The organism is Blautia segnis (assembly GCF_014287535.1).
GTDB classification, from domain to species: Bacteria; Bacillota; Clostridia; order Lachnospirales; family Lachnospiraceae; genus Blautia_A; species Blautia_A acetigignens.
In genome coordinates, this window is the sequence record NZ_JACOOT010000018.1 from 20,190 (window position 1) to 46,894 (window position 26,705).

Sequence of the window (26,705 nt, forward strand, 5' to 3'; positions counted from 1 at the left end):
AAAACAGCTGTATCGCGCAGCTGTTTTTTGCAATTGCGATTATGAGAGAAAATGAGAAAATAGCAGAAGTATTTGGCAAACTGGTATCCATTGATTCCCCATCCTTAAAGGAACGGGAGATGGCAGACTACCTGAAGAAATTATTTGGAGAAATCGGCGTAGAGCTGGAGGAGGACCAGACCGGAGAGGCAACAGGGTCCAATGCAGGCAATCTTTTTGCCCGGCTGGAAGGGGAGGCTGGATCAGAACCTTTGCTTCTTGGCGTGCATATGGATACAGTAGAGCCTTCCCGGAACAAAAAAGCGGTGTTTCACCCGGACGGAACTGTGACAAGCAACGGAACTACAGTCCTTGGTGCAGACGACCTTGCCGGTGTTACCGCAATCTATGAGGCAGTCCGCTATCTGAAAGAGAAGAACATTCCTCACAGGACGGTGGAGATTTTGATCACAACCGGGGAAGAGCTGTACTGCAAAGGAGCAAATGCTTTCGATTACAGCAAAGTCCGCTCCAAAGAGGCTTACGCTTTGGATCTTAGCGGCAAAATCGGAGCAGCCGCTTACGCTGCCCCAACTTTAATTTCTTTTTCTGCCTCTGTAAAGGGAAAGGCTGCCCACGCCGGATTTTACCCGGAAAAAGGAATCAACAGCATCCAGGCAGCAGCCAAAGCCATCGCCAGACTTCCCCAGGGCAGGATTGATGAAAATACAACTGCCAACATCGGTGTTTTTGCAGGGGGAACAGGAACCAACATTGTACCAGAAGCCTGCACGGCGAAAGGGGAGATCCGCAGTCTGAATCATGAGATTGCCATGAAGCTTCTTAAGGAGTACCATGAGATTTTCCAGGAAGAGGCAGAGAAGGCCAGAGCAGTGTTTGAATGGGAAGAAAAGCTGAATATTATTGCATATGAGACGGATCTTGGCGGAAAAGCTGCAGAAAATTACAGGAAAGCAGTGGAAAAAACAGGCCTTGAGCCAGAATTCGAGAAAACCTTCGGGGGAAGCGACAACAATGTGTTTGCCCAGCACGGAATCGAAGGGCTGGTAATCGCCACCTCCATGAACCAGGTGCACAGCTGCAGCGAATACTGCAGCATCCCGGAAATACGGCAGGTGTCTGAGATTCTGGTAAACCTCTGCACCGCAGAAAAATGACAGACATCCTGCCAATGAAAGGCTGGAAAGATATGGATAGAGAAAAATACAGGCGGGACTATCATTTGTGGTAATATTCTAGTATAATATTACGAAAACCCGGGCAGCAGTTCCGGGGATGATGATTGTGGTCAGCAATCGACTTTCTTTTTGGGAAAGGAGGGGCTTGTATGGAGAAAGGGGTTCCGGTTTCTGTCTGGCCAGAGTGGCAGCTTGTAGAGAAAATAGGGGAAGGCTCTTTTGGGAAAGTATATAAGGCGCAGCGGACAGAGCGTGGACGCACTTTTTATTCGGCCATTAAGATTATATCGATTCCCGGTAATAAGGGAGAGCTTGACAGCGTAAGATCAGAGATGAATGATGAGCAGTCTACCAGAGAATATTTTCGAAACCTGGTGGAGGACTGCGTTCAGGAAATATATACGATGGAGCATTTCTGCGGAAATTCCCATATTGTATCCTTTGAAGATTTTAAAGTGGTGGAATATCTGGACGAGATCGGCTGGGATATTTACATCCGAATGGAATATCTGACCAGTTTTATGGATTACTGCACAGGCAAGGAGCTTACTGAGAAAGAGGTAATGAAACTTGGCTGTGATCTTAGCATGGCATTAATTTACTGCCGGAAGCTGAATATTATTCACAGGGATGTAAAGCCGGAGAATATTTTTGTATCCAGATTCGGTGACTTTAAGCTGGGAGATTTTGGAATTGCCAGAGAGCAGGCGCACACAGTGGGGAATATGTCCAAGAAGGGTACCTACTCCTACATGGCACCTGAGATTTATAAAGGTGAGAAATACGACAGCAGCATTGATATCTATTCCCTTGGAATCGTGCTATATAAGCTGATGAACCAGAACAGGCTTCCGTTTCTGTCTCTGGATAAGCAGCTGATTACCTATCGGGATAAGGAGAATGCACTGGCACGGCGCATGGCCGGGGAGAAGATGCCGGCACCATCCCGGGCAAGCGCTGCCTTTTCCCATATTATACTGAAGGCATGTGCCTATGATCCACAGAAGCGTTACCGGAAACCGGAGGATATGCTTCAGGATCTGGAAAGCCTGCGGATCGCACCTGTGAATGCAGCCAAGGAGTGGGAACGCTCCCAGTGGCAGCTGGCTGATGCCCGTGATATAGAGCAGCGGCACCAGAAGAATTATGTGGTGGAAGAACCAGGTGCTGAGAAAATGGAACGGACCCAGGTGGCAGAAGAACCGCAGATTGAGAAAGCCATCCGTCAGGAAGAAGAGAAGGAGAAAAAGAACTCCAGGGACGCAAAGGAGCCGAAGCCATCCAAAAGCCTTCGCAAAGAAGACAGATCAGAGGCAGCTTCCAGACAGAAGCGGCAGGCACTGCAGCAGGAGAGAAGGATTTCTCCATGGACCATTTCCATTGCGGTTGTGGTGCTGGCAGCATGCATTATTGTTGGCGTTTATGTGAAGCTGATTCATGACGAGGACCGGAAGGCACAGAACACCAACATGGTTATGGAAGTGCTGGAAGCCAATGACAACAGCACGGCTCAGATCGATGATTTTTCCACAGCAATCCAGACCATTAAGGAACAGGCGAATACCATTGTGGAGGAACTGGCCGATTGTAAGGAAGTGGGCAAGGAAGGCGACCGACTTCGCTACTATGACAGCAACGGCAAACTTATAAAAGCACTGATCTATCCGGAAACTTCTGAGGACGGTGTTTATGAGGAATATTATTACTGGGATGAGAGACTGTTTTTTGCATACATATGGACCGGCAATAAAAAAGAACTTTATTATTATGATAAGCGCGGCAAGATGATCCGCTGGATCGATACGGACGGCGTTGTCCATGACAAGGAAAATGACAGTACAGAGTATACCAAACGCGGAGAGAAATACTGGAAAAATGCTCTGGAACAGCTGGATGAATAGCGAAGAGGAATCATATGACATACCGTATTAATTATGCTTATACCTGCCATGCGGGGAAAGTGCGATCAAATAATGAAGATAATTTCTGGTGCTGTGGGGAGATTCTTCCGTCCCAGAATCTGGGAATGCAGGAAGTGCGCGGCGGTGAGCGGCTTCGGGAGAGCTTTCCGGTGCTGATCGTTTTCGATGGAATGGGAGGAGAGAGCCAGGGCGAGATGGCAGCTTATCTGGCGTCCCAGGAATTCGGGAAATACTATGGACAAAATAAGGGGAAGCTGCGCAGACAGCCGGAGAATTTTCTTCTGGAGGCCTGCCGGATTATGAATCAGGCAGTGTGCAGCTACAGCGCAAGCAACCGGATCAATGCCATGGGAACGACCATGGCGATGATCGTGTTTGCCAGGAAGTCTGTCTATATCTGTAATCTTGGGGACAGCCGGATCTATCAGCAGAGCCAGGGGCAGATCCGGCAGATTTCCAGTGATCATGTTCTGAGAAGCTATATGTTTGGGAAAGCTCCTCTGACCCAGTTTCTGGGAGTGGAGGAAAGCGAGATGAAGCTGGAACCTTCTGTAAAGGCTCTGGAATATCAGGAGGGAGACCGTTATCTTCTCTGTTCAGACGGGGTGACCGATATGCTTTCGGATAAGGAAATCGAAACGGCTATGGCTTCCGGCGAATCTGTTGGAGACACGGTGCAGATTCTTATGGATCAGGTTCTGGAGAAAGGCGCCAGAGACAATACCACGATCATTCTCTGTGAAATCCAGCGTGAGAATCATCCGCTCAGAGCCTGGCTGCGCCAGAACAAAAAAGAAAATGAAGGTGATGTATTATGAAAAATCGTATGCAGGATCTTGATTTCGAACAGACTGTGGCATTTGACGCAGTGAAAGATTTTGAATTTACCAGAAGGGCGGCGCAAAGGTTCCGGCAGGTGGTGAGCCTGGAGAGCTTTGAAGATGAAGATGCAGAAGTGATCTTCCATTATCTCTACAAGGAGATGGAGCTGGTTTCCTTTGGAGATCATCTGAAGAGATATATTTATGAGCGTGCAGGCCTTGAGGAGCCTTACGGGGAAGTGCCCCAGGAGATATACAGGGATATTGCGGTGGAATCCTTTAAGGAAACTTATACGCCCAAGTCCATGAACCCTACTTCTACCAAGCTTCCGGCACTGGTGAATAACTGGCTGACCCAGGCTTCTGTGAAGAGAGAGACGGTTTTTCTTCTGGGCTTTGGGCTTCGCATGAGTGCAGAGGATGTATCGGATTTCCTTACCAGAGTGCTCAAGGAGCAGGATTTTGATTTTCACAATCCGGAGGAGGTAATCTACTGGTACTGCTACAGCAGGCAGCTTCCCTACAGCAAGGCAGAAGAGTACAAAGATCGCTATAAGACCATAGAGCCAGCAGCTCATAATGATATTGTGGCAGAAGCGATGAGCGGGAAGTTTATCATTGATACAGAGAAGAAGCTTCTTCAATATCTAGCATGCCTGAAAGCCGGATGGGACGATCCTATGAACGAGAAGAGTCAGGCTTTCCAGGAATTTCAGCGGCTTTTGCAGCGCGCAAAGGAAATTATTGCAGCCATGTACCAGAAGGATGAGGAGGAGAAGGGACGGAATAAGATCTGGAAAGCAGAGAATATCACGCCCTCTGATCTTGAGAAGGTAATCTGCAATGGTATTCCTATCAACCGTATGGGAAACCTGAAGAAAATGTCTGCTTCCATTCTGGCCAAGCATTTCAGTCAGAAGCGTTTCAGCAGGCAGAGAATTACCAATATTCTGAACCACAAATTCCCGGTGGAGCGTTTTGACCTTCTCACAATCGAATTCTTTATTGTGTCCCAGGAGATGGAGGATGACGATCCCTATGACCGTTACCATCATTTTATAGAAGAAGCCCAGGGCATTCTGAAGAAATGCGGAATGAGTGAGATTTATATTGTGAATCCGTATGAGTGCTTTTTGCTGATGTGTCTGCTTACAGACTGTCCGCTGGCAGTGTTCTCCGAGATCTGGGAGAAATCCTATGAAGAGGGAGAAGATGAGGGGAAAGCGGAGTAAGGGGACGCAGCGGTCAACGGCTAAAAAATAAGATGAGTCAATATAAAAAGAACCATGAAACTGTGCTGTCTCAAAAGCTTAGAATTTTGAGGACGGTTTACATTGTATCATGGTTCTTTTTATATTGCGATGGATGAAAAATCAGACACTTTTTGAAAAATCTTTCATGTTTTCATGTTAAGCATTGCGTCTCAGCCATTATAAGTCAGATAAATGGTTCTGCTTAACTGGGCGATGGTACTTTGCGCGGCAGCAGTATCGGTAAGATTCTCTGAAAGAAAACAGATTACAAGGTCATTGCCGGAATTGGTATCATAGAGGATTCCGGCATCATTTTCCACATTGGAAAGCTCGCCGGTTTTGTTGGCAACCTTTACGCCTTCCGGAAGGTCTGCCGGAATCTTGTTGCTGCGCTGCTGCTGTTTCAGAAGTGCATACATGTCCTCTGCGTGTGCCAGAATCGGATCACTGGAGGTATCTGCACAGCTCTGATAGATTTCCTTCAGGAATTTTCCGCAGTCGTAAGCGGAAGTGTAGTTATCCCCGAACTCGTTGCTGGCAAGAAGAAGCCGGCCCATGGAGGTGCTGTTATATCCATGTTCTGTACAGAAGCTGTTGACTTTCTCCATACCTGCACTGCTGTCACCGCCGCCAAGGCAGGACACCAGGCTGTTGGCAGCGTCATTGTCGCTGACGGTGATCATAGGCAGCAGATATCCATCAATGGTCTGCGCCCCGTACTGCTGGGTCAGGCTGTCGTAATTTTCATATACAGCACCCATAATGTAAAGCTTGATCAGACTTGCCGCCTGCATGGAAAAATCATTGATGGTGCCTTCTGACCCGCCGGACAGGTCACAGATGTAGACGCTCCAGGAGCCATTGGAGACGGGCAGTGCCAAACGGATCTGTGCAAGGAGGTCTTCCATGGTCTGGTCCGCTTTATTGTCAAAAACAGAATTGCCCTGCGATGGGGAAATGGCGCCGTCTTCGGCATTGGCTTCAGGTGTATTAGCATGTGCTTCTGACGGCTGGGAACTGTCATCTGGCGCAGGTTCCGGCTGATCGGCAGACGGATCCTGGCTGGCATCTGCCTGCTCCGGAGCCTGTGTCACTGGCATAGGGCCGGCGCTTTCTCTTTCCGAAAAGCCTTCCGGTGAATCAGAAGCATCCGCAATATCTCCGGAAGTAAATCCGTCATCAGCCTCTGCATCGCCAGAGGTGAACCCATCTTCCTCCCTGGCACTGGCGGTCTGGATTTCTGTCTGCGTGCTGGTGGAAACATTTTGCTGGCGAACGGTGAAATAAATAATTAATAAAATAAGGATTACAGCAATCGCGCTGAGAAGCATCAGCAAATAAGAAGAAGCTGGCCGTTTCTTTTTCATCAGTTTTCTACATCCTTTCCGACGGATTCAAAATAAGAATCGATACCGTCTGCAATTCCTGTGACCATGGTATCCTGAAAATCAGGATCGCTCATCTGAAGGTCATCATGTTCGTTTGTCATAAATCCCATTTCCAGAATGGTGACTGGGATGGTGCTCCAGTTGATTCCGGTCATATTATCCGCATAGGTAACTCCCCGGTTGTCAAATCCGGTTGCCTGGCAGTAGGAGTCCAGAACACACTGGGAAAGCAGATTGGACTGTTCATAGAGGGAAGCAACATAAGGGTTGGCAGAAGAGGGAGAAATGGTAAGGGCACCGGAGGCAGCAGAATCAGCCCCGTTGGCATGGATCCGCACACAGATTTCCGCGCCCTGCTCAACGGCATATTCTGCACGCTCTTTATTGCTGATCGCTGTGTCGTTATCTCTTCTGGTAAGCACAACGATGTAGCCGCGGTCTGTAAGCTCCTGTTCCAGCTTCAGGGAAACGTCCAGATTCAGCTGGTATTCTTCAAGCCCGGTGAAAGCCCCCTGGGTACCCGTGGAAGCCTTCGCCTTCATTTCTGTGGAGCCAGGTCCGAGAGGCTCTAAGGCGCTCATATCTACATTCGGTCCTTGATGCCCGGGATCAATTGCCACAGTGTGACTGTCCGTCTGGGAAAGCTGCTGGTCTGTTTCGGCAGTTTCGGCGCAAACGGTATGTATAGAACCTGGAATCATGCCCCATAATAGAGAAGAGAGCAAAAAAGAAGTTTTTATAAGATGCTTATGATAAGGTTTTACAAAATGCAAAGACATAGCATGTCCCCTTTCCGAGTATTTGCAGAATACCAAACTGTCAGGTTTTATTGGTGATACTGCAGTTGGGAAATCTTTTTACTTATTATAATAACGCATAAATAGGAATGCAATGTAAAGTTTGGTTTCTGTGAAAGGGGATGGGTTTGAAAAATGTTTTTTCGAAAGCACATTTTAATAAGAAGAAAGCAGTACGTATTAAAACTTTACCGCAATAACTAGAGCGTGTTTGAAAAATCATTCCCGCGATCTGCACGCCCCACTTTGCGGTATATTTTGCCCGAATTCAGTTGCCGTAGCCCGCTACGGCGCCCTCATCCGGACAAAATCTCCCACAAATTGTGACGCACATCTTGCAGAAAGCCTTTTTCAAACACGCTCTAGCACAACGAAAATTAAGTAACCGCCATATTGACTTGCCTGATTTTTCATATGCCGCGTTGCCGTCAGTCGCCGTAGCCAACGCTACGCCGCTATCCTCCGCCTTGCATATGAAAAAATAAGGAAAAATTGCAGAAAAACACCTTGACAGAGATATGCAGACAGGATATAATCAAAAAGCGTGCGAAATAAGGCATTTTTTTCCGCGCTTACTAAGATAATAGCAACCGCAAGGAAACCCCATAGAAGAATCTATGGAGAAATAAATCGGGAGGTGAAATGGAATGCCAACATTCAACCAGTTAGTAAGAAAAGGACGCCAGACAGCTGTTAAGAAATCTACAGCTCCGGCTCTGCAGAGAACTTATAACTCTTTAAGAAAGAAAGCAGTTGAGCAGTCTGCACCACAGAAACGTGGCGTTTGCACAGCTGTTAAAACAGCTACTCCTAAGAAGCCTAACTCAGCTCTTAGAAAGATCGCCAGAGTTCGTCTTTCCAACGGAATCGAAGTAACAAGCTACATCCCAGGAGAAGGTCACAACCTTCAGGAGCATAGCGTTGTTCTGATCCGTGGAGGAAGGGTTAAGGACTTACCTGGTACAAGATACCACATCATCAGAGGTACTCTTGATACTGCAGGTGTTGCTAACAGAAAACAGGCCCGTTCTAAATACGGCGCTAAGAGACCGAAAGTTAAGAAATAATCCATCCGTATTACTGCGGAGACTATAGAGATTTGTACGGTATTCCATATACCCTGTCGGTTGCGGGTTAAATATAGGACCATTACCAGTGCGAACATGCAATAGTTTACTGCGTGAGTACCGATGAGATAATCAGAATGATTAAGGAGGGAAGTAACGTGCCACGTAAAGGACATACTCAGAAAAGAGACGTTCTGGCAGACCCGATGTACAACAATAAAGTTGTTACAAAGCTTATCAACAACATTATGTTAGATGGTAAGAAGGGTGTAGCTCAGAAGATTGTTTACGGAGCATTTGCCAGAATGGAAGAGAAGACTGGCAAACCAGCTATTGAAGTATTTGAGGAGGCTATGAACAACATCATGCCTCAGCTTGAAGTTAAAGCAAGACGTATCGGTGGAGCTACTTATCAGGTTCCGATCGAGGTAAGAGCTGACAGACGTCAGGCTCTGGCTCTTCGCTGGATCACCATGTTCTCCCGCAAGAGAGGCGAGAAGACCATGGAAGAGAAACTGGCTAACGAGCTTATGGATGCAGCCAATAACACCGGAGCATCTGTAAAGAGGAAAGAAGACATGCACAAGATGGCTGAAGCAAATAAAGCATTTGCTCACTATCGCTTCTAATCAAGGAGGAAAATCCATTGGCTGGAAAAGAAGGTAGAGAATACCCGCTCGAGAGAACCAGAAACATTGGTATTATGGCTCATATCGACGCTGGTAAGACAACTCTTACAGAACGAATTCTGTACTATACAGGTGTCAACTACAAGATTGGTGATACACATGAAGGTACTGCTACCATGGACTGGATGGAGCAGGAGCAGGAGCGTGGTATCACAATCACATCCGCTGCTACAACATGTCACTGGACCCTGGAAGAGAACTGCAAACCAAAAGCAGGCGCTCTTGAGCATCGTATCAACATCATTGATACCCCAGGCCACGTAGACTTTACTGTTGAGGTTGAGCGTTCCCTTCGTGTACTGGATGGCGCTGTCGGCGTATTCTGTGCAAAGGGTGGTGTTGAGCCACAGTCTGAGAACGTTTGGCGTCAGGCTGATACCTACAATGTACCTCGTATGGCATTCATCAACAAGATGGACATCCTTGGTGCAAACTTCTACGGTGCAGTAGAGCAGATCAAGACTCGTCTTGGTAAAAACGCAATCTGCCTGCAGCTCCCAATCGGAAAAGAAGATGACTTCAAGGGAATCATCGACTTATTCGAAATGAAAGCTTACATCTACAATGACGAGAAGGGCGATGATATCACTATCACCGATATCCCGGAAGACATGAAAGAGGATGCTGAGCTTTATCATACAGAACTGATCGAGAAGATCTGTGAGCTGGACGACGATCTCATGATGGAATATCTTGAGGGAGAAGAGCCAAGCACAGACAGACTGAAAGCAGCCCTGAGAAAAGGTACATGCGAGTGTACAGCTGTTCCGGTATGCTGCGGTTCTGCATATAGAAACAAAGGTGTTCAGAAGCTTCTGGACGCTATCCTGGAGTACATGCCTGCTCCAACAGATATCCCGCCAATCGATGGTGTTGACATGGATGGAAACCCGACCGTGAGACATTCTTCTGATGAAGAGCCGTTCTCCGCTTTGGCATTCAAGATCATGACAGACCCATTCGTTGGAAAACTTGCATATTTCCGTGTATATTCAGGAACAATGAATTCCGGATCATATGTATATAACTCTACAAAGGGCAAAAAAGAGCGTGTTGGCCGTATCCTTCAGATGCATGCTAACAAGCGTATGGAACTGGATAAGGTTTACTCCGGTGATATCGCTGCCGCTATCGGATTCAAATTCACCACAACTGGTGATACAATCTGTGATGAGCAGCATCCGGTAATCCTTGAGTCCATGGAGTTCCCGGAACCAGTTATCGAGCTGGCTATCGAGCCTAAGACAAAAGCAGGACAGGGCAAACTGGGTGAGGCTCTTGCAAAACTTGCAGAAGAGGACCCGACCTTCCGTGCACATACAGATCAGGAAACAGGACAGACCATTATCGCTGGTATGGGTGAGCTTCACCTTGAGATCATCGTTGACCGTCTTCTTCGTGAGTTCCACGTAGAGGCTAACGTTGGTGCTCCTCAGGTAGCTTACAAAGAGACCATCACCAAACCTGTTGATGTAGACAGCAAGTATGCAAAACAGTCTGGTGGTCGTGGACAGTATGGTCACTGTAAAGTTAAATTCGAGCCTATGGATGCCAACGGCGAAGAACTGTACAAGTTCGAGTCTACGGTTGTCGGCGGTGCTATTCCGAAGGAATATATCCCGGCTGTAGGAGAAGGTATCGAAGAGGCTATGAAGGCTGGTATCCTTGGAGGATATCCGGTTGTTGGTGTACATGCAAATGTATACGATGGATCTTATCATGAAGTCGATTCTTCTGAGATGGCATTCCACATTGCAGGTTCTCTTGCATTCAAGGATGCTATGCAGAAGGCAGCTCCAATCCTTCTTGAGCCTATCATGAAGGTTGAGGTTACCACACCAGAGGATTACATGGGTGATGTTATCGGTGATATCAACTCCCGTCGTGGTCGTATCGAAGGTATGGATGATATCGGCGGCGGTAAGATGATCCGTGGATTTGTTCCGCTTTCCGAAATGTTCGGATATGCAACAGATCTTCGTTCCAGAACTCAGGGACGTGGTAACTACTCCATGTTCTTTGAGAAATATGAGCCAGTTCCGAAGAGTGTTCAGGAAAAAGTTCTGGCAAAGAAAGACTGATTTAGCTGTAAGCTGAATTAGAATTTCATAAATTTATAAAAAGCTTGCAAATATCCTTGATTTGCAATATAATCAAGGATAGCAAGTTTAAAACCGATATGGCGCTCTATTTTAATAGAGAATGAGCCAACTAATCAAGGAGGACATTTTAAAATGGCAAAGGCTAAGTTTGAGAGAACAAAACCGCATTGTAACATTGGTACCATCGGACACGTTGACCATGGTAAAACTACTTTAACAGCTGCTATCACAAAAGTACTTTCTGAGAGAGTTGCTGGTAACGTAGCTACAGATTTCGCTAACATCGATAAAGCTCCAGAGGAAAGAGAGCGTGGTATCACAATTTCTACAGCACACGTTGAGTATGAGACAGAGCATAGACACTATGCACACGTTGACTGCCCAGGCCATGCTGACTACGTTAAGAACATGATTACTGGTGCAGCTCAGATGGATGGTGCTATCCTTGTTGTTGCTGCTACAGATGGTGTTATGGCTCAGACAAAAGAGCACATCCTTCTTTCCCGTCAGGTAGGTGTTCCTTACATCGTTGTATTCATGAACAAATGTGATATGGTTGACGATGACGAGCTCCTTGAGCTGGTTGAGATGGAGATTCGTGAGCTTCTTTCCGAGTATGACTTCCCAGGAGATGACATCCCGGTTATCAGAGGTTCCGCTCTTAAAGCTCTTGAAGACCCGAGCAGCGAGTGGGGCGACAAGATCATGGAGCTTATGGATGCAGTTGATAGCTACATTCCGGACCCACAGCGTGACACAGATAAACCATTCGTTATGCCTGTAGAGGATGTATTCTCTATCACAGGACGTGGAACAGTTGCTACTGGTAGAGTAGAGGCTGGTGTTCTTCACGTATCTGACGAAGTTGAGATCGTTGGTATCAAAGAAGAGACTCGTAAAGTTGTTGTAACTGGTATCGAGATGTTCCGTAAACTTCTTGATGAGGCTCAGGCTGGTGATAACATCGGAGCACTTCTTCGTGGTGTTCAGAGAAACGAGATCGAGCGTGGACAGGTTCTTGCTAAACCAGGAACAATCACATGCCATACAAAATTCACAGCTCAGGTTTACGTTCTGACTAAAGACGAGGGTGGCCGTCATACACCATTCTTCAACAACTATCGTCCACAGTTCTACTTCAGAACAACAGACGTAACAGGTGTTATCAACCTTCCAGAAGGAACAGAGATGTGCATGCCTGGAGATAACATCGAGATGACAATCGAACTGATCCACCCAATCGCTATGAGCCAGGGTCTTACTTTCGCTATCCGTGAAGGTGGACGTACTGTAGGATCAGGACGTGTTGCTACAATCATCGAGTAATACAATCTGAATATAGATTTGTTATCGCAAGATAACGTTGTGTCCAAACGTAAGATACCCGTAGAACTTCGGTTCTACGGGTTTTTCTGTTTCCTGGAAATATATAAAAAAGCGGAAAAGAATAACGAACAGTATAGAAAAGCGGTTGCCGGGAGAGTGTCCTGACAACCGTTTGTGATAACAGAATGATAACAAAATATATAATTTTCGCAAATATGATAACAGATAAAGTGGATTTATCCACAAATCAGAGATGTGATTGTGGATTAAGTCAGATCATACGTCTTAATGTCATTACCTTCAGTGCCCTTCTTAACGATGGTATGACAACCTATCGTAGTTCCCATGGCACGTAGTTTCCATTCTTCCTGGGTAGCGTTGAGCTTATCCAGTTCTTCTTGTCTTTTATCTTTATCTTCAATAGCTAATATTTCAGCTTTTTCCTTTTCAAAGACATTTTTAAATTGACACCATTTCTTGAAAAAGTCCTGCATTGTAGGATTATCGAATGTCAGCGCAACCTTCTGATCAGGTGTTTCAGCAAGTGAGAGGTTCACTGAATCATCAATAGAAAACAACAGAGAGAGTACATCTCCGACTGTTTCAATATTAAAATCCAGAAAAACACTTACATTTAATCCCAGTGCAGTTGCTATCTTTTCTAACTGATCCGGTTTTGGATTCCGGATTCCCAGTTCATATTTTCTGATCGTTCCTACGTTAATGCCGGACAGCTCGGCTAACTGTATCTGACTGTATCCTCTAAATTCCCGGAATGCCCGGATTTTTTTACCTACCATAATGTGCTGCCTCCTTAATAATATTTGTGATTCTATTCTAGCACAAAAGTGAATGATGCGAAAGAGGTTGATTTTTACATAGCCTGATAATGTAGAATGGAATATAAAAATAAAATTCGCAAAAGGTTATTGACAAAGTCACAAAAGTGAATTATAGTAAAAAACATCAAAAGAGTCACAAAAGTGACTTGAAAGGAGGACGCTATGAGAACTAATTATATGATGACTGTTGATGATGTCATGGAAGAATTAGGAGTGAAACGCAGTAAAGCATATTCTATTCTAAAGCAACTCAACGATGAACTGGCAAAGGAAGGATATGTGGCAGTTCGTGGAAAGATTCCACGTCCCTACTGGGAAACAAAATTTTATGGATGCTCTCAGAGAGCAGTGTGAAGGAGGTTTTAAGATGTCAGCTTACAAGGACAAAACACAGGGAACCTGGTATGTGAGCTTCCGCTATATTGACTGGACAGGTAAGAAAACGCAGAAGCTGAAAAGAGGGTTCAAGACAAAGAAAGAAGCATTGAATTATGAAAAGGAATTCATAAGAAAGACTGCAGCGGATATGAAGATGGAGATGAACAGTTTTATTCAAGTTTATTTTGAAGATAAAAAGAATGAACTGAAAGAAAATTCAATCCGTAATAAGCAGCACATGATGAACAAGCATATTGTTCCGTATTTTGGGACAAGAAAAATGAATGAGATCACACCGGCAGAGATTATCCAGTGGCAGAATACCATTCAGGAAAAAGGATACAGCAAGACTTATGAGCGTATGATCCAGAATCAGTTAAATGCACTGTTTAATCATGCACAGAAAATTTACAATCTGAAGGAAAATCCATGTAAGAAAGTAAAAAAGATGGGGAAATCGGATGCTAATAAGCTGGAATTTTGGACGAAAGCAGAATATGACAGCTTTATCGCCGGGATTGAGCCAGAGAGTGAGGATTATCTGATATTTGAAATCCTGTTCTGGACAGGAATTAGGGAAGGAGAACTTCTGGCATTGAGTCTTTCAGACTTTGATATGAGTGGTAATCTTTTGCATATCAATAAGACTTATAACCGGATCAGGAAAAGAGATGTGATTGATACTCCAAAAACAGAAAATTCAGTCCGTACTATTGATATTCCTAATTTTCTTAAAGAAGAGGTGCAGGAGTATGCGAAGAAGCATTATGGATTTCCGGAAAATCAGCGGTTATTTCCGATTGTGGCGAGAACACTGCAGAAACGGCTCAAGAAATATGAAGCATTGACCGGTGTAAAACCAATCAGAGTGCATGATATCCGTCACAGCCATGTAGCATATCTGATTTATCAGGGTGTAGAGCCACTGATCATCAAGGAAAGACTGGGGCACAAAGATATTCAGATGACATTAAATACTTATGGTCACCTGTATCCGTCACAGCAAAAAAAGGTAGCTGAGATGTTGGACAACAAACGTTAAATATGGAGGAAAAGACACATGAAAACAAAGAAAGTAGTCAGAAAAATATTTGATACGCTCAATTACAGTAAGAAGCTGAAGATAAGTTCCGTTTTACCGGATCGAGATTCGGATTATGCGATTCTTCTTGAATTAGAGGATGGAAGCAAATTTGAAATTATCATTATCCCAACAAGGAGATTCGTATAAGGAGTGGAACTATGGCTACTAACAGACAAAAAGAAAAAGCCCAGACAAAATATCTGAGCAAGTTCTCTGATAATCAGATTCACTGATATATCATCTTGGCAGATTCAGTATATCACGAATTGAACGATACAACAATTCCCGAATATCTGTTCATCAGAGACTTGCCCGGAGGGGCAGGAGGTGGAAGTGACATTATTTGAACAGGTAAAAGAATGTGTGACAGCCAGACAGGCTGCGGAGCATTACGGGATTAAAGTAAAAAGAAATGGAATGGCGTGTTGTCCGTTTCATAAAGACCGACACCCAAGTATGAAGGCAGATAAAATATATCACTGCTTTGCATGTGGAGTGGGCGGTGATGCGATAGATTTTACAGCAAGGTTATTTGGAATATCACAGTATGAAGCTGCGAAAAAGATGATAGAAGATTTTGGACTGAATATAAAAAACGAAGACAGAAACAAATACAAAAGGACGCACCAAAGCAGGAATACTTTGATATCAAAGAAACCTAAAGTTGTGATGATCAGAGAAAAACTGGAGCAGTGGTTGAAACATGCAACAGACGTGCTGATCAGATATCTGAAATGGATTCAGTTCTGGAAAGAGTTTTACAAACCAGAACCAGATGAAGAGTGGCACGAATTATTTACGGAGGCATTGGCAAATGAAAGAAAGATAAATGACTATCTGGACGTGCTGATGTTTGGAACAGGAGAAGAAATTGCAGAATTTTTCAAGATGAAGAGAAGGGAGGTTGAACGAATTGAAGAAAGAATTGATGAATATCAGCGAGAAGTCCTTGATGGAATTAGAAGATATTGTGAACGAGGAGATGATTACAACAGAAGATGTTAATGATATGTTGGAGCATACGGATAAGGGAAGAACAAAGCAGACAATCAGAAACTGTGTAACGGTACTTCAAAATGATCCGGTACTGAAAAAAGCGATTAAACGAAATGAGCTTTCCGGAAGAATGGACATTGTAAAAGAGGTGCCATGGGAGCGGAGAAATAACAGTCCTACGGTCACAGATACAGACGAATACAATCTGAAAATGTATCTGGAAGAGCATTATGAAATAACAAGTGAGCGTGTGATCAAAGCGGGAATAGATATTGTTTCCAATGAAAATAAATATCACCCAATCAGAGATTATCTGGAGAGCCTGGTTTGGGACGGAATTCCAAGAATAGAAAATATGCTTCCGCATTTTCTGGGAGCAGAAAAGAGTAAATACACAATCGGAGTAATGAAAATGCACATGTTGGCAGCGATTTCAAGAATTTATGAACCGGGAATAAAATATGACATTATGCTGTGCCTGGTTGGAAGTCAGGGAGCCGGAAAGTCTACGTTTTTCAAATATCTGGCGATAAAAGAAGAATGGTTCAGCGACAATCTGGATCATCTGGATGATGAAAATATTTACAGAAAACTGCAGAATCACTGGATTATCGAAATGGGGGAAATGAAGGCAACTATCACAGCAAAGAATATTGAACAGATAAAATCGTTTTTGAGCAGACAGAAAGAAACTTACAAAGTACCTTATGAAGTTCACCCGGAAGACAGACCACGACAGTGTGTATTTTGTGGTACTTCAAATGATCTGAATTTCCTTCCGCTGGACAGAACCGGAAACAGACGATTTGCTCCGGTGATGACAGATATGTCGAAAGCAGAAGTTCATATTCTGGATAATGAAGCAGAGAGCAAAGCTTATATCGAACAGGCCTGGGCGGAGGCAATGGTACTGTATCGACAGGGAAATGTGTTCTTAGGATTCACAAAGGAAATTGAGGAAGAGGCAAAGCGTCTGCAAAAAGAATTTATGCCGGAAGATACCAATGCCGGAATCATACAGGCATTTCTTGATGACTACGATGACGAGTATGTATGTACCAGAATTCTGTTCGATGAAGCGCTACATCGAACCGGAGAAATGAAACAGTGGGAAGGTAAAGAGATTGCTAATATTATGAACAATGCAATTGAAGGCTGGAAACCACATGGTACACATCGGTTCGGAAAGGAATATGGAATACAGCGTTCATGGAAAAGGATGGAAGATTCTGTGAAGAAAGATAAAGACGGCTTTATGGAAGTACCGGAACAGTTGGAGATACCGTTTGAGTAAAGATTATTGTAAACGATGTAAACGGAACTTGAAGGAAAAACTTAAAAAGTTAACTTTTAAAATCTTTTGAGCCCCGTTTACAAATTCCGTTTACAAATTGGAAAGGAGCAGAAAATGATGAAACAGGGAAGATTAGGATACAACAGTAGTAATGGAAGATATGGATTATTATCATCAGACTTATGGATTGATACAGGATTTCACTGTGGAGAAGGACTGGAAGTGCTGGTAGGTGATGAATGGGTACAGACCAGAATGGAGATGAATCTGGCAAGAGAATGGCATCTGGTGGGGACACCTTATTGTGGAGATCTGGAATATGTGCAGGCAAGGATACCTGGATAAATAGGTCTACGATCCGCTTCGGCTGGTGTAAAGCAGACGTCCACCGGACGTTATGCCCCCGGCAGGGCGCAAGGGGACTTTTGATGGACGGTACGGCTGTCGAAAGTGCTTTTGCGTTACTTTTGACAAAAGTAACAAAACCGCCGTATCCGGCGAAAGTTTCTTAAATATCGCCATGTCTGGCGTAAATAAAAATTATGTGCCATATCTGGCACTCAAACAGAAAAGAGGTGAGAAAATTTATGATGAAAAGAACAATCAGTGGCATGATCGGAGCCGGCTCACTGGCTCATAACAGACGGGATTTTGTAGCAGAAAATGTAAATCCAGACAGAGTACAACTGAACATTTGTTATAAGAATGAGAATCTGAAAGAAGTCTATAAAGAACTGTTTGATGATGCGGTGGAGAGATACAATGTCGGGAAAAGAAAGGATCGGCAAATTGCAAATTATTATGAAAAAATCCGACAGGGCAAACAGGAGAAGCTGTTCCATGAAGTGATCTTCCAGATAGGAAATCGTGAGGATATGGCAGTGGGAACGTCAGAAGGAAATCAGGCTGTAAAGGTACTGGACGAATATGCGAAAGACTTCCAGAAACGGAATCCGACACTTCGGGTATTTAGCTGCTATCTGCATCAGGACGAAGCTACTCCGCATCTGCATATTGACTTTGTTCCTTATGTGACCAACTGGAAGGGAAAAGGAATGGATACCAGAGTTTCATTGAAACAGGCATTGAAAAGTCTTGGTTTTCAAGGTGGAAATAAGCATGATACAGAGCTGAATCAGTGGATAAATCATGAGAAAGAAGTGCTGGCTGAAATTGCAAAGCAACATGGAATCGAATGGGAGCAGAAAGGTACACATGAAGAACATTTGGATGTTTATAATTTTAAGAAGAAAGAGCGTAAGAAGGAAGTGCAGGAATTGGAACAGGAAAAAGAAAATCTGACAGTAGAGAATGAAGGATTGACTTCTCAGATTGCAGAAGTAAGGGCAGATATTAAGCTACTGGAAGAAGAAAAAATTCAGTTCCAGAAAGATAAAGAAACAGCGGAAAAACGTGCGAAGAAAGCAGAAACAGAATTGAAAAAACTGGAGGACAGAAGAGAATTCCTGCAACCGATGATGGATAATGTCAGCAAGGAAATAAAAGAGTATGGAATGATTAAAACATTTCTTCCGGAAGCTACAGCATTGGAACGTGCAGTAACTTACCGGGATAAGAAAATAAAACCATTATTCATTGAAATGAAAAATAAAATCGGTGCGATGGCTGCACAGGTGAAAGAACTCACAAGAGAAAGAGATAGTTGGAAAAGTAAGTTTCAGAAGAAAAAACAAGAGCATGAAAAAACAAAAAAGGAACTGGCAGAAGTTCAGAAAGATTATCAGAAATTGTCTGGTGAGAAAGAAATACTGCAGGGAATTGCAGACAGATATAACCGACTTTTACGCATGTTGGGGAAAGATATGGTAGAAAGACTGGTGCAGGACGATATCCGGATGCAGGCGGAACTTGAAGCGAAAAAACAGAAAGAGCAGATGTCGAAAAAAATAGGTGACCGCATACAATGGGCAAGAGAACGAAGTGAAGAACACAATGCACAAATTAAGAAGAATAAAGCAAAGTACAGAGGAATGGAGTTGTAAGAATATGACGAAACAGATTTATGGTGAAAAGAATGGACTGAGCTACACATTGCATGGAGATTATTATCTGCCAGACCTGGAACTCAATGACGAAGAACCGGTATATGGGAAATATGGAATAATGCGAAAGCAGTTTCTGAAGGAACACAGGAGTGCCAAGTATCAATATCTGGTACTGACTGGGAAACTGACGGAGCATTTGAATCAGGTTGATAAAGAAGTAAGAGAAAAAGCTGAGATACTGATGGAACAGATGGCTGTACAGTGGGGAGTGACGGAAGAATTGAAGATGCAGGATCAGATGGAATGGGTTAGGAGGATGAATACTATTAAGAATGTTGCGGAAGAGAATATATTGAAAAACGGTGTATATAAGTAATGGGAGAAAATGATTATTTAAATGTTTTTTATGTAAATTTCAAAATCTTATAAAAAATAGTAGTGGAATGGAATTTATTGAAATTGTTAAAGAAAAAATATATACTATGAAAGGGGGAATATGAAGGAGAACTAGTATATGAATGAAAATAAAAACTATAATGATAAAAATAAAATGTACGATATTATGAATACAACACAAAGCAATTATTCGAATATGTTGAAAAGGTTACAAATTAGGAAATCATTTTCAAATTTTGTGATTACATATTACAGTATCACTTTGATTGTATACACCCTTACAGCAGAGTTTTTCCCAGATAAATTCAACACGGAACTATCTAATTATTTTAATATAATATTATCGATTGTTGTTTTAACATATTCGCTAATTATTACAAATGCAAAATATTCAGAGCGTATACAAGCAGCAGAAAGGGTATTAAATGAAGTTAAAGCAAAAAAGAGAGAATTGACAGAGGGTAATGTTGCAGAAAAACGTAAGGAATATGAAAATATCATGTCAAAAGCAGAGTATCGTTCGGAAATAGATTTTTTTCGTACATTAAAACAAAAATGTAAAAAGAATGATGTGTGCTGGTTGCGTTATAAAAAAGGTTTAGAAAAAATGGAGGATAGAGATGAAGCTGATAAACTAAAAGAGTATTTAAGTGAAAATTTCCCATTAACACAACAATTGAAAATATTTTTACAATATGTGGGAGAGGGGATAATTGTGATTATTCCAATTTTCATTTTTATACTTTGCTTTATTGATTAAATCGATAAAGTTATAATGAATGGGTTTGATGTGAAGTTTTTGAATTTATTGTTAAGTCGGTTGATTAAAATTATTATAAAGAAAATGGTATCCTTGAAAAGGATTCATGCATAGAAGATATATGTACGCGAAAATCAAATATGATATGAGAAAGGTCACGTTGATTAAAAACGTGTCTTTTTCTGTTTGCATGGAATTGAATAGTGGCTGTTAGTTTGATACAATAAAATGGATTATACGGTATTGAGGGTGAGAAAATTATGCCGACAAAAGAACCGCGTTTTCATGGTGAAGTTACGGAAAAAAGTCATAAAAATATGAGTAGAATACGTGGAAAAGATACAAGTATAGAGGTTGTGTTGAGAAAGGCACTATGGCATAGGGGATTTCGTTATCGAAAAAATTACAAAGAATTGCCGGGGAGACCGGATATTGTTCTGACGAAGTATCGTATTGCGATTTTTTGTGACAGTGAATTTTTTCATGGAAAAGATTGGAAAATATTGAAGCCACGATTAGAGAAAGGAAAAAATCCGGATTATTGGGTTAAGAAAATAGAGCGAAATATCCAGAGAGATGAAGAAAAGGACCAGAAATTAAATTTTATGGGGTGGACTGTGATACATTTCTGGGGAAAAGATATTCTGAAAGATACAGAACAGTGCGTTAGAGTGATAGAAGAGACGATATTTGCTCAGAAACTGGAAGAAGTAGACGATGAAGAGGAAATATAATGATGAATTATTTGGAAGAATACGATGAAACGGATCCTATTTCAATTGAAACATATGCAAAAAGGTTGATTGGAAAAACATTTGCCGATGTGTGTAGGCAAGATGATATCACTAAAGCTATGGTTGTCAGGGAGACTGCAAATTACGAAGTAAAACATGAGAATAAGAAGCGAAAAGGCGGTTTAGGAGAACTGATAGAGGAGAGATTCTTTCACTATCAGACGAATAATGATGCACGTCCGGATTTTGATAAAGCTGGTGTAGAACTAAAAGTAACACCGTATAAACAAAATAAGAATGGGACATTGGTGGCTAAGGAAAGACTGATATTGACAATGATTGATTATTTTTCAGTTGTTGATGAGACATTTGAAGATAGTCATATGTGGCAAAAGGCCCGGTTGGTTTTATTGGTGTATTATTTGTATCAACAAGAGATAAAGAATCGGTTAGATTATCGTATTGGATATGTGAAGCTGTTTGCACCACCGGAGCAAGATATAAAAATTATAGCACATGATTTTGAGGTTATTGTTGAGAAAATCAGAAACGGAAAAGCACATGAATTATCTGAAGGGGATACTCTGTATCTGGGAGCAGCACCGAAGGCAGCAACATCAAAAGACCGGAGAAAGCAGCCATTTAGTGATGAATTAGCAAAACCACGGGCGTTTGCATTTAAAAATTCATACATGACATATGTTCTGAACAATTATATTATTCCAGGAAAAAATACATACGAACCAATTATCAAGGGTACAGCAGAGGAATCTTTTGAAGATTATGTTGTAGAAAAAATAGATGCGTATTGTGATTGGTCGGTTACTGATTTATGTAAAACATTCCATATAGAATATCAAAAGAAACCGAAGAGCCTGGAGGCAATGTTAGCATATCGGATGTTAGGCATAAAAGGGAATCATGCGGAAGAATTTGAAAAAGCAAATGTAGTAGTCAAGACGATACGTATTGAGAAAAATAATAAGATAAAGGAAAATATGTCATTTCCAACTTTCAAATTTAAAGAGTTAGTAGAGGAAGACTGGGAAGATTCTACATTTGGAAATTATTTACGTGAAACTCGATTTTTATTTGTGGTTTATAAGTTTGATCAACAAGATGAACTAAGGTTAAAGGGATGTCAGTTCTGGAATATTCCATATGATGATTTGGAAGGTAATGTGAAGGCCGTTTGGGAAAGGACGCAGAGAGTGCTTCGTGAAGGACTTCAGATAGAAAAGAAAAATGGAAAAAATTATAATAATTTTCCAAAATCATCAGAAAATCCAGTGTGCCATGTAAGACCACATGCACAAAATTCAAAAGATACTTACGAACTTCCAGACGGAAGGCAGTATCCAAAGCAATGTTTCTGGTTGAATAATAGTTACATTTTGTCGCAGTTAGATAAGAATTTTATTGAGGATTGATAATGGGTAATAAAGAATATAAAACTTCAGAAGAAGTAAAGCAGAGAGCGGAAGAAGCAATAGGACATACCTTCAAAGAAATATTTGAGTTGGCTCGAAAATATCAACAAGAAAATGGGTTAAAAGAAAAGCACGGAAAGGGAGACATTGGACAAGCCTACGAAGAAGGCTGGTTTAACTATACGTGCAATGAAGAAGCTGAACCAGATTTTAAAGATGCAGATGTTGAATTGAAAGTGACTCCATTTTTAATTAATAGTAGAGGATATAGAGCAAAAGAGAGATTATCACTTGGAAAAATAAACTATAGAGATGAAAATTGGAATGAATATGAAGAAAGTAGATTTTGGACAAAGAATCATCATCTGCTGGTTATGTATTACCAGTATATCCGAAATGTAAAACGCGAGGAGTTCAGTGTAGAGAAAGTAGATGAGATTTTGCTGGAAGAATTGCCGGAGAGAGATCAGATGATTATTCGGCATGATTGGGAAAAGATTGCACGTTATGTAAAAGCGGGTAAAGCACATGAATTGTCAGAACGAGATTTTATGTATCTCAGTCCTGCTAGAAAAGGTGCCGGTGGAGATGAGAAAGTAAAATATAATGACAAATATCCGAAAGCAAAACCAAGAGCGTATTCATTTAAAAAGTCGTATATGACAAAATTGTTTAATGAGAGAATGCTTACCCTAGAGGAAATATCTTATATTTTGCCAGGTGCGGTATTGCCAAAGGAAAAAGAATTTGATGATATTCTGATTGAAACTTTGAAACCATATTTTGGAAGAACAGTTGAATCATTGAAAAAAGAATTCCCTAATTATCGTAACGGATATAGTGAAAAGAACGATATTGTTAAGCAGATATACAAGAGTGAAAATGATTTAGAAGAAACAGATGAATTCCAAAAAGCTAATTATAGATTAAGAACCATTACAGTTGACGAAAAAGGAACACCAACGCAGGATATGTCATTTTCGGCGTTTGATTTTGATGGATTACTGAAAGAAAAGAACTGGACAGAATCTATCGTTTATGATGAAATGGTAGATTCGAAGTTTTTACTTGTGATATTTTCAAAGAATTCAGAAGGGCAAGAAATATTGAATAATGCCCTTATATGGTATATTCCGAAAAAGGATGTAAATAAAGTAAAAGATGTTTGGAAAGAAGCAAGAAGAGTTATTAAAAATGGAATAAAGTTAGAACAGAAATTATCTCACGACAGAGCGGGAAGGTTAATATTTGTGTATGAAAATAATTTCCCGAAGAGTAGCTTTAATAAAGTGGCCCATGTAAGAAATAAGGCAGGAGAGAGCGAATATTTTTGTGAAAATGCAAATTCAGTAAAATTAAAAAATCCTGCAGAGGTTATCACTTTAAAAGAAATTCCAGCGGAATTGAAAGATACTCCGATACCTACTGGAGAATACATGACCAAACAGTGCTTTTGGTTTAATAAGAAATATATGAAACAGCAGATTAAAGATTTTATAAAATCATACTAAAAAATAGAAAAGGATCTTTACAAGAATATAAAAATAGGTTATTATATTCAAGAACGATCGTTCGAATAATAAAAGAAGAGGTAATATAAAGTGAAGAAAACAGTTTGCGAATTGTTTGCCGGAGTAGGTGGATTTAGATGTGGACTTAATAATATAAGAACAGCAGAAGATTATGGTAAAAAAGAAAAATGGGATACAGTTTGGTTTAGCCAGTGGGAGCCAGCAGAGAAAAGTACACAGTACGCACATGACTGTTATGTATATCGATTTGGAACACGATTAGATAATAATGGTGACGATACTACGAATTATAATATTGAAGATGTAGATAAAACAACACTTCCTGATTTTAACTTGTTGGTCGGCGGGTTTCCGTGCCAGGACTATTCAGTAGCATCTTCGTTAGCTACTTCCAAAGGGCTTGAAGGAAAAAAGGGAATTTTATGGTGGTCAATACGTGAGACCTTAGAAACAAAGAAACCACCATTCGCATTATTGGAAAATGTTGATAGATTATTAAAATCTCCTGCAAAGCAAAGAGGTAGAGATTTTGGCGTGATACTTGCATGTTTTCGTGATGAAGGATATACCGTGGAATGGCGTGTGATAAACGCAGCAGAATATGGGTACCAGCAGAGGCGGCGTAGAACATTTATTTTTGCTTATAAAAATAATACAAAATATGCAGACAGAATTTTAAATACAATTGGATATACAGATGCGTTGGAAGAAGAATGCAAGCAAGAATGCATGGAAAATGCAGTCTTAAAAGAAGGATTTTTTGCAGAAACATTTCCGGTAAATAAAGTAGAATCTGCTAAGATGAAAACTAAGGAATTGCCGGTAGAACTAGGTGAAGTATCGGAAACATTTCAATGTGCATTTGAAAATTCTGGAATAATGAAAGACGGAATAATATACACAATGAAGACTGTTCCGAATTATCATGGAAAGCAGATAACTCTTGGTGATGTTATGGAAACAGGACAAGTAGAAGAGCAGTATTTTATTCCAGAAGAAAAGTTATATTATACAGATTCAACGGTTACACACAGTGATGAAACAGAGCAGCGTCTTCCAAAGGAAGATAGACAGACCTGGCAGTATCTAAAAGGTGCAAAAAAATTATTACGTACAAGTTCGACAGGTCATGAATATGTATTCTCAGAGGGTGCTATTTCCATGATTGATCAGGAAGATAAACCGGCACGTACAATGCTGACATCCGAAGGTGGATTCAGTAGAACAACTCATATCGTGAAAGATAAGATGACTGGAAGAGTGAGACTGCTTACCGCAACAGAAGCAGAACGAATCCAGGGATTTCCTACAGATCATACAAAGTATTGTCTGGTTAAAGGAGAAACAGTGGAGATGCCATTGAGAAAACGTAGATTTATGATGGGAAATGCATTAGTAGTTAATCTGGTGGCAGATATGGAGAAGACATTAGATAAGATTTTTGAGTTGGAACAATAAACAAAAGTATAAACGTAGAGGGGATGAATGGATAAATATGGACGATATACAAAAACTAAAAGAAGTATTAATAAATGGAAATCCAATGTTATTTTTAGGGGCAGGATTTTCGTATGGAAGTAAGAATAGCTATGGAGACATGGCAACAGGAAATGTTTTAAAGGATGAAATATATAATATTTTCGTAAAGGGTGCGATTAAAGATAGCTATGAAACGGAAGTACAGCAGTTTACGTTGCAAGAACTGTGTGGATTTGTTAACGACCATCTTAAGAAAAAAGATGAATTAAAAAGTTATCTGATTAATAGATTTCAAGATGTTGAACCGGCATCGTTTCATTATCTATTGTCAGAATATCCTTGGAAAAAGATTTATACGGTAAATATAGATGATTTGGTGGAACATATATGTCACAAGAATCATATAGATTTTGTAGTGCAAAATACATCAAAAGAAAAATCTGTTAAAGATGAATTGGAATATGTTAAGTTACACGGTTGTGTTAATGCGCCAGATGAACCATTTATATTTAGCAAAACAGAGTATGATAATCTGATTAGTTCAAGATTGAATTTTAAGCATAATAAGTTGATTTCGGATATTCAGAATGAAAACTTTATTTTTGTTGGGGCAAGTTTGGATGAACGAGATATCGATTATTATATAAGTCAATATGAAAATGCTGGACATTTTCGAAAAGGAAAGCTGTTTTTTATAGAACCTTACCCAACTTTAAAATTACAGATGAGGGTTGAAAGATTGGAAGGAACTATTATTAAATGGACAACGGAAGAATTTTTAAAATTTGTTAAAAAAATTAATTTTAATCCAACAGAGTTAGAAAAACGAAAAATGCGTTTGATTTATTCTGGAATATATCCGTTAAAAGATATACTAAATTCTGTTCCGAAAGAAGAACCATATGAAAGTAAACTTTATGAAGGATATAATAGTAATTGGTATGATTTGAAAGAAGGATGGCTGTTTGAACCAAGTAGCATATATGAAATATACGAAAAAATAAATCAAATAGATTTTTCTAAAAATAATAATTATTGTTTAGCGTTATATGGAAATGCTTTTTGTGGGAAAGATTGCATTTTAAAACTTGTTGGCTCCTATTTAGAGAAGAAAGGTGTTGAAGTTTTAGAATTTAAAGGAAAGAAATTAGATATTCGTGCTCTGAGAGAATATATTAGCAATTCTACTAACGAAAATTATGCCCTTTTGGTTGAAAATGCAAGTTATTAT

Annotated in this window: 25 protein-coding genes and 2 pseudogenes; 23 read left to right on the forward strand and 4 right to left on the reverse strand. The window is 41.1% G+C overall.

Annotated elements, in window-relative coordinates; translation table 11 throughout:
• Positions 1-41 precede the first annotated feature (41 nt).
• The 4 genes from H8S54_RS08060 to H8S54_RS08075 all read left to right on the forward strand — a co-directional run bounded on the left by H8S54_RS08060 (position 42) and on the right by H8S54_RS08075 (position 5,153).
• Entirely contained in the window at positions 42-1,157 is a 1,116-nt protein-coding gene (locus tag H8S54_RS08060) for a M20/M25/M40 family metallo-hydrolase (RefSeq protein ID WP_207725598.1), read from the forward strand.
• Positions 1,158-1,327: 170 nt separating this feature from the next.
• Positions 1,328-3,079 carry a serine/threonine-protein kinase gene (locus H8S54_RS08065; protein WP_186901236.1) on the forward strand — a complete coding sequence of 584 codons (1,752 nt, stop codon included), beginning with the start codon at positions 1,328-1,330 and terminating at the stop codon, positions 3,077-3,079.
• A gap of 14 nt (positions 3,080-3,093) precedes the next feature.
• Entirely contained in the window at positions 3,094-3,918 is an 825-nt protein-coding gene (locus tag H8S54_RS08070; protein WP_186901237.1) for a PP2C family protein-serine/threonine phosphatase, read from the forward strand.
• Entirely contained in the window at positions 3,915-5,153 is a 1,239-nt protein-coding gene (locus tag H8S54_RS08075; protein ID WP_021924461.1) for a hypothetical protein, read from the forward strand. The genes H8S54_RS08070 and H8S54_RS08075 overlap by 4 nt, the downstream gene beginning before the upstream one ends.
• A 191-nt stretch (positions 5,154-5,344) precedes the next feature.
• On the opposite strand, the gene H8S54_RS08080 is transcribed toward H8S54_RS08075, so the two are convergent.
• The 3 genes and pseudogenes from H8S54_RS08080 to H8S54_RS18930 form a co-directional block, all read right to left on the reverse strand.
• Positions 5,345-6,541: a serine hydrolase gene (locus tag H8S54_RS08080; RefSeq protein WP_243176719.1), complete on the reverse strand. Its 1,197-nt coding sequence runs from the start codon at positions 6,539-6,541 to the stop codon at positions 5,345-5,347.
• On the reverse strand, positions 6,541-7,263 hold the full coding sequence (locus tag H8S54_RS08085; RefSeq protein WP_330600140.1) for an N-acetylmuramoyl-L-alanine amidase: 723 nt from the start codon (positions 7,261-7,263) through the stop codon (positions 6,541-6,543). Before H8S54_RS08085 ends, H8S54_RS08080 begins: the two co-directional genes overlap by 1 nt.
• Before the next feature lie 163 nt (positions 7,264-7,426).
• A pseudogene (locus H8S54_RS18930) lies at positions 7,427-7,681 on the reverse strand (DUF6783 domain-containing protein).
• On the opposite strand from H8S54_RS18930, the pseudogene H8S54_RS18935 reads away from it, so the two are divergent.
• From H8S54_RS18935 to tuf, 5 genes and pseudogenes are all read left to right on the forward strand, one after another.
• Positions 7,631-7,744: pseudogene (locus tag H8S54_RS18935) on the forward strand (DUF6783 domain-containing protein); the annotation flags it as partial. The pseudogenes H8S54_RS18930 and H8S54_RS18935 overlap by 51 nt on opposite strands.
• A gap of 262 nt (positions 7,745-8,006) precedes the next feature.
• On the forward strand, positions 8,007-8,426 hold the full coding sequence (rpsL, locus tag H8S54_RS08090) for a 30S ribosomal protein S12 (RefSeq protein WP_117854826.1): 420 nt from the start codon (positions 8,007-8,009) through the stop codon (positions 8,424-8,426).
• A gap of 158 nt (positions 8,427-8,584) precedes the next feature.
• Positions 8,585-9,055 carry a 30S ribosomal protein S7 gene (rpsG, locus tag H8S54_RS08095; RefSeq protein WP_207661336.1) on the forward strand — a complete coding sequence of 157 codons (471 nt, stop codon included), beginning with the start codon at positions 8,585-8,587 and terminating at the stop codon, positions 9,053-9,055.
• A gap of 17 nt (positions 9,056-9,072) precedes the next feature.
• Entirely contained in the window at positions 9,073-11,196 is a 2,124-nt protein-coding gene (fusA, locus tag H8S54_RS08100; protein ID WP_262579919.1) for an elongation factor G, read from the forward strand.
• Positions 11,197-11,349: 153 nt separating this feature from the next.
• Complete coding sequence (gene tuf / locus H8S54_RS08105) at positions 11,350-12,543, forward strand: elongation factor Tu (RefSeq protein ID WP_117854831.1); 1,194 nt, start codon at positions 11,350-11,352, stop codon at positions 12,541-12,543.
• Between the two features lie 266 nt (positions 12,544-12,809).
• Here tuf and H8S54_RS08110 read toward each other — a convergent pair whose 3' ends face one another.
• Positions 12,810-13,343 (reverse strand): helix-turn-helix domain-containing protein, encoded by a 534-nt coding sequence (locus tag H8S54_RS08110; protein WP_118576726.1) that lies wholly within the window; start codon positions 13,341-13,343, stop codon positions 12,810-12,812.
• Between the two features lie 204 nt (positions 13,344-13,547).
• On the opposite strand from H8S54_RS08110, the gene H8S54_RS08115 reads away from it, so the two are divergent.
• The 14 genes from H8S54_RS08115 to H8S54_RS08180 form a co-directional block, all read left to right on the forward strand.
• Positions 13,548-13,739: a helix-turn-helix domain-containing protein gene (locus H8S54_RS08115; protein WP_009243123.1), complete on the forward strand. Its 192-nt coding sequence runs from the start codon at positions 13,548-13,550 to the stop codon at positions 13,737-13,739.
• A 13-nt stretch (positions 13,740-13,752) separates the two neighbouring features.
• The gene (locus H8S54_RS08120) at positions 13,753-14,805 is read left to right on the forward strand and encodes a site-specific integrase (protein WP_044925418.1); all 1,053 of its coding nucleotides are present in this window, start codon (positions 13,753-13,755) and stop codon (positions 14,803-14,805) included.
• Between the two features lie 18 nt (positions 14,806-14,823).
• Positions 14,824-14,994, forward strand: a complete 171-nt coding sequence (locus tag H8S54_RS08125) for a hypothetical protein (protein ID WP_186901239.1) — start codon at positions 14,824-14,826, stop codon at positions 14,992-14,994.
• Between the two features lie 186 nt (positions 14,995-15,180).
• On the forward strand, positions 15,181-15,852 hold the full coding sequence (locus tag H8S54_RS08130; protein ID WP_118601500.1) for a CHC2 zinc finger domain-containing protein: 672 nt from the start codon (positions 15,181-15,183) through the stop codon (positions 15,850-15,852).
• A complete protein-coding gene (locus H8S54_RS08135) occupies positions 15,800-17,137 on the forward strand; it encodes a virulence-associated E family protein (RefSeq protein ID WP_186901251.1) in 1,338 nt (445 codons plus the stop codon). Before H8S54_RS08130 ends, H8S54_RS08135 begins: the two co-directional genes overlap by 53 nt.
• Before the next feature lie 117 nt (positions 17,138-17,254).
• Positions 17,255-17,482: a DUF5348 domain-containing protein gene (locus tag H8S54_RS08140; RefSeq protein ID WP_186901252.1), complete on the forward strand. Its 228-nt coding sequence runs from the start codon at positions 17,255-17,257 to the stop codon at positions 17,480-17,482.
• A 242-nt stretch (positions 17,483-17,724) separates the two neighbouring features.
• The gene (locus H8S54_RS08145) at positions 17,725-19,140 is read left to right on the forward strand and encodes a plasmid recombination protein (protein WP_279288571.1); all 1,416 of its coding nucleotides are present in this window, start codon (positions 17,725-17,727) and stop codon (positions 19,138-19,140) included.
• Between the two features lie 4 nt (positions 19,141-19,144).
• Entirely contained in the window at positions 19,145-19,519 is a 375-nt protein-coding gene (locus H8S54_RS08150) for a TnpV protein (protein WP_186901241.1), read from the forward strand.
• Between the two features lie 138 nt (positions 19,520-19,657).
• Complete coding sequence (locus H8S54_RS08155; RefSeq protein WP_186901242.1) at positions 19,658-20,299, forward strand: SLATT domain-containing protein; 642 nt, start codon at positions 19,658-19,660, stop codon at positions 20,297-20,299.
• A gap of 260 nt (positions 20,300-20,559) precedes the next feature.
• Positions 20,560-21,033 carry a very short patch repair endonuclease gene (locus tag H8S54_RS08160; RefSeq protein WP_186901243.1) on the forward strand — a complete coding sequence of 158 codons (474 nt, stop codon included), beginning with the start codon at positions 20,560-20,562 and terminating at the stop codon, positions 21,031-21,033.
• Positions 21,033-22,463 (forward strand): Sau3AI family type II restriction endonuclease, encoded by a 1,431-nt coding sequence (locus H8S54_RS08165; RefSeq protein ID WP_330600142.1) that lies wholly within the window; start codon positions 21,033-21,035, stop codon positions 22,461-22,463. Before H8S54_RS08160 ends, H8S54_RS08165 begins: the two co-directional genes overlap by 1 nt.
• A 2-nt stretch (positions 22,464-22,465) precedes the next feature.
• Complete coding sequence (locus tag H8S54_RS08170; protein ID WP_186901244.1) at positions 22,466-23,974, forward strand: Sau3AI family type II restriction endonuclease; 1,509 nt, start codon at positions 22,466-22,468, stop codon at positions 23,972-23,974.
• 90 nt (positions 23,975-24,064) lie between these two features.
• The gene (gene dcm, locus H8S54_RS08175) at positions 24,065-25,453 is read left to right on the forward strand and encodes a DNA (cytosine-5-)-methyltransferase (protein ID WP_186901245.1); all 1,389 of its coding nucleotides are present in this window, start codon (positions 24,065-24,067) and stop codon (positions 25,451-25,453) included.
• A 37-nt stretch (positions 25,454-25,490) separates the two neighbouring features.
• Positions 25,491-26,705: SIR2 family protein (locus H8S54_RS08180; protein ID WP_186901246.1), on the forward strand; the 1,215-nt coding region annotated here is incomplete at its 3' end.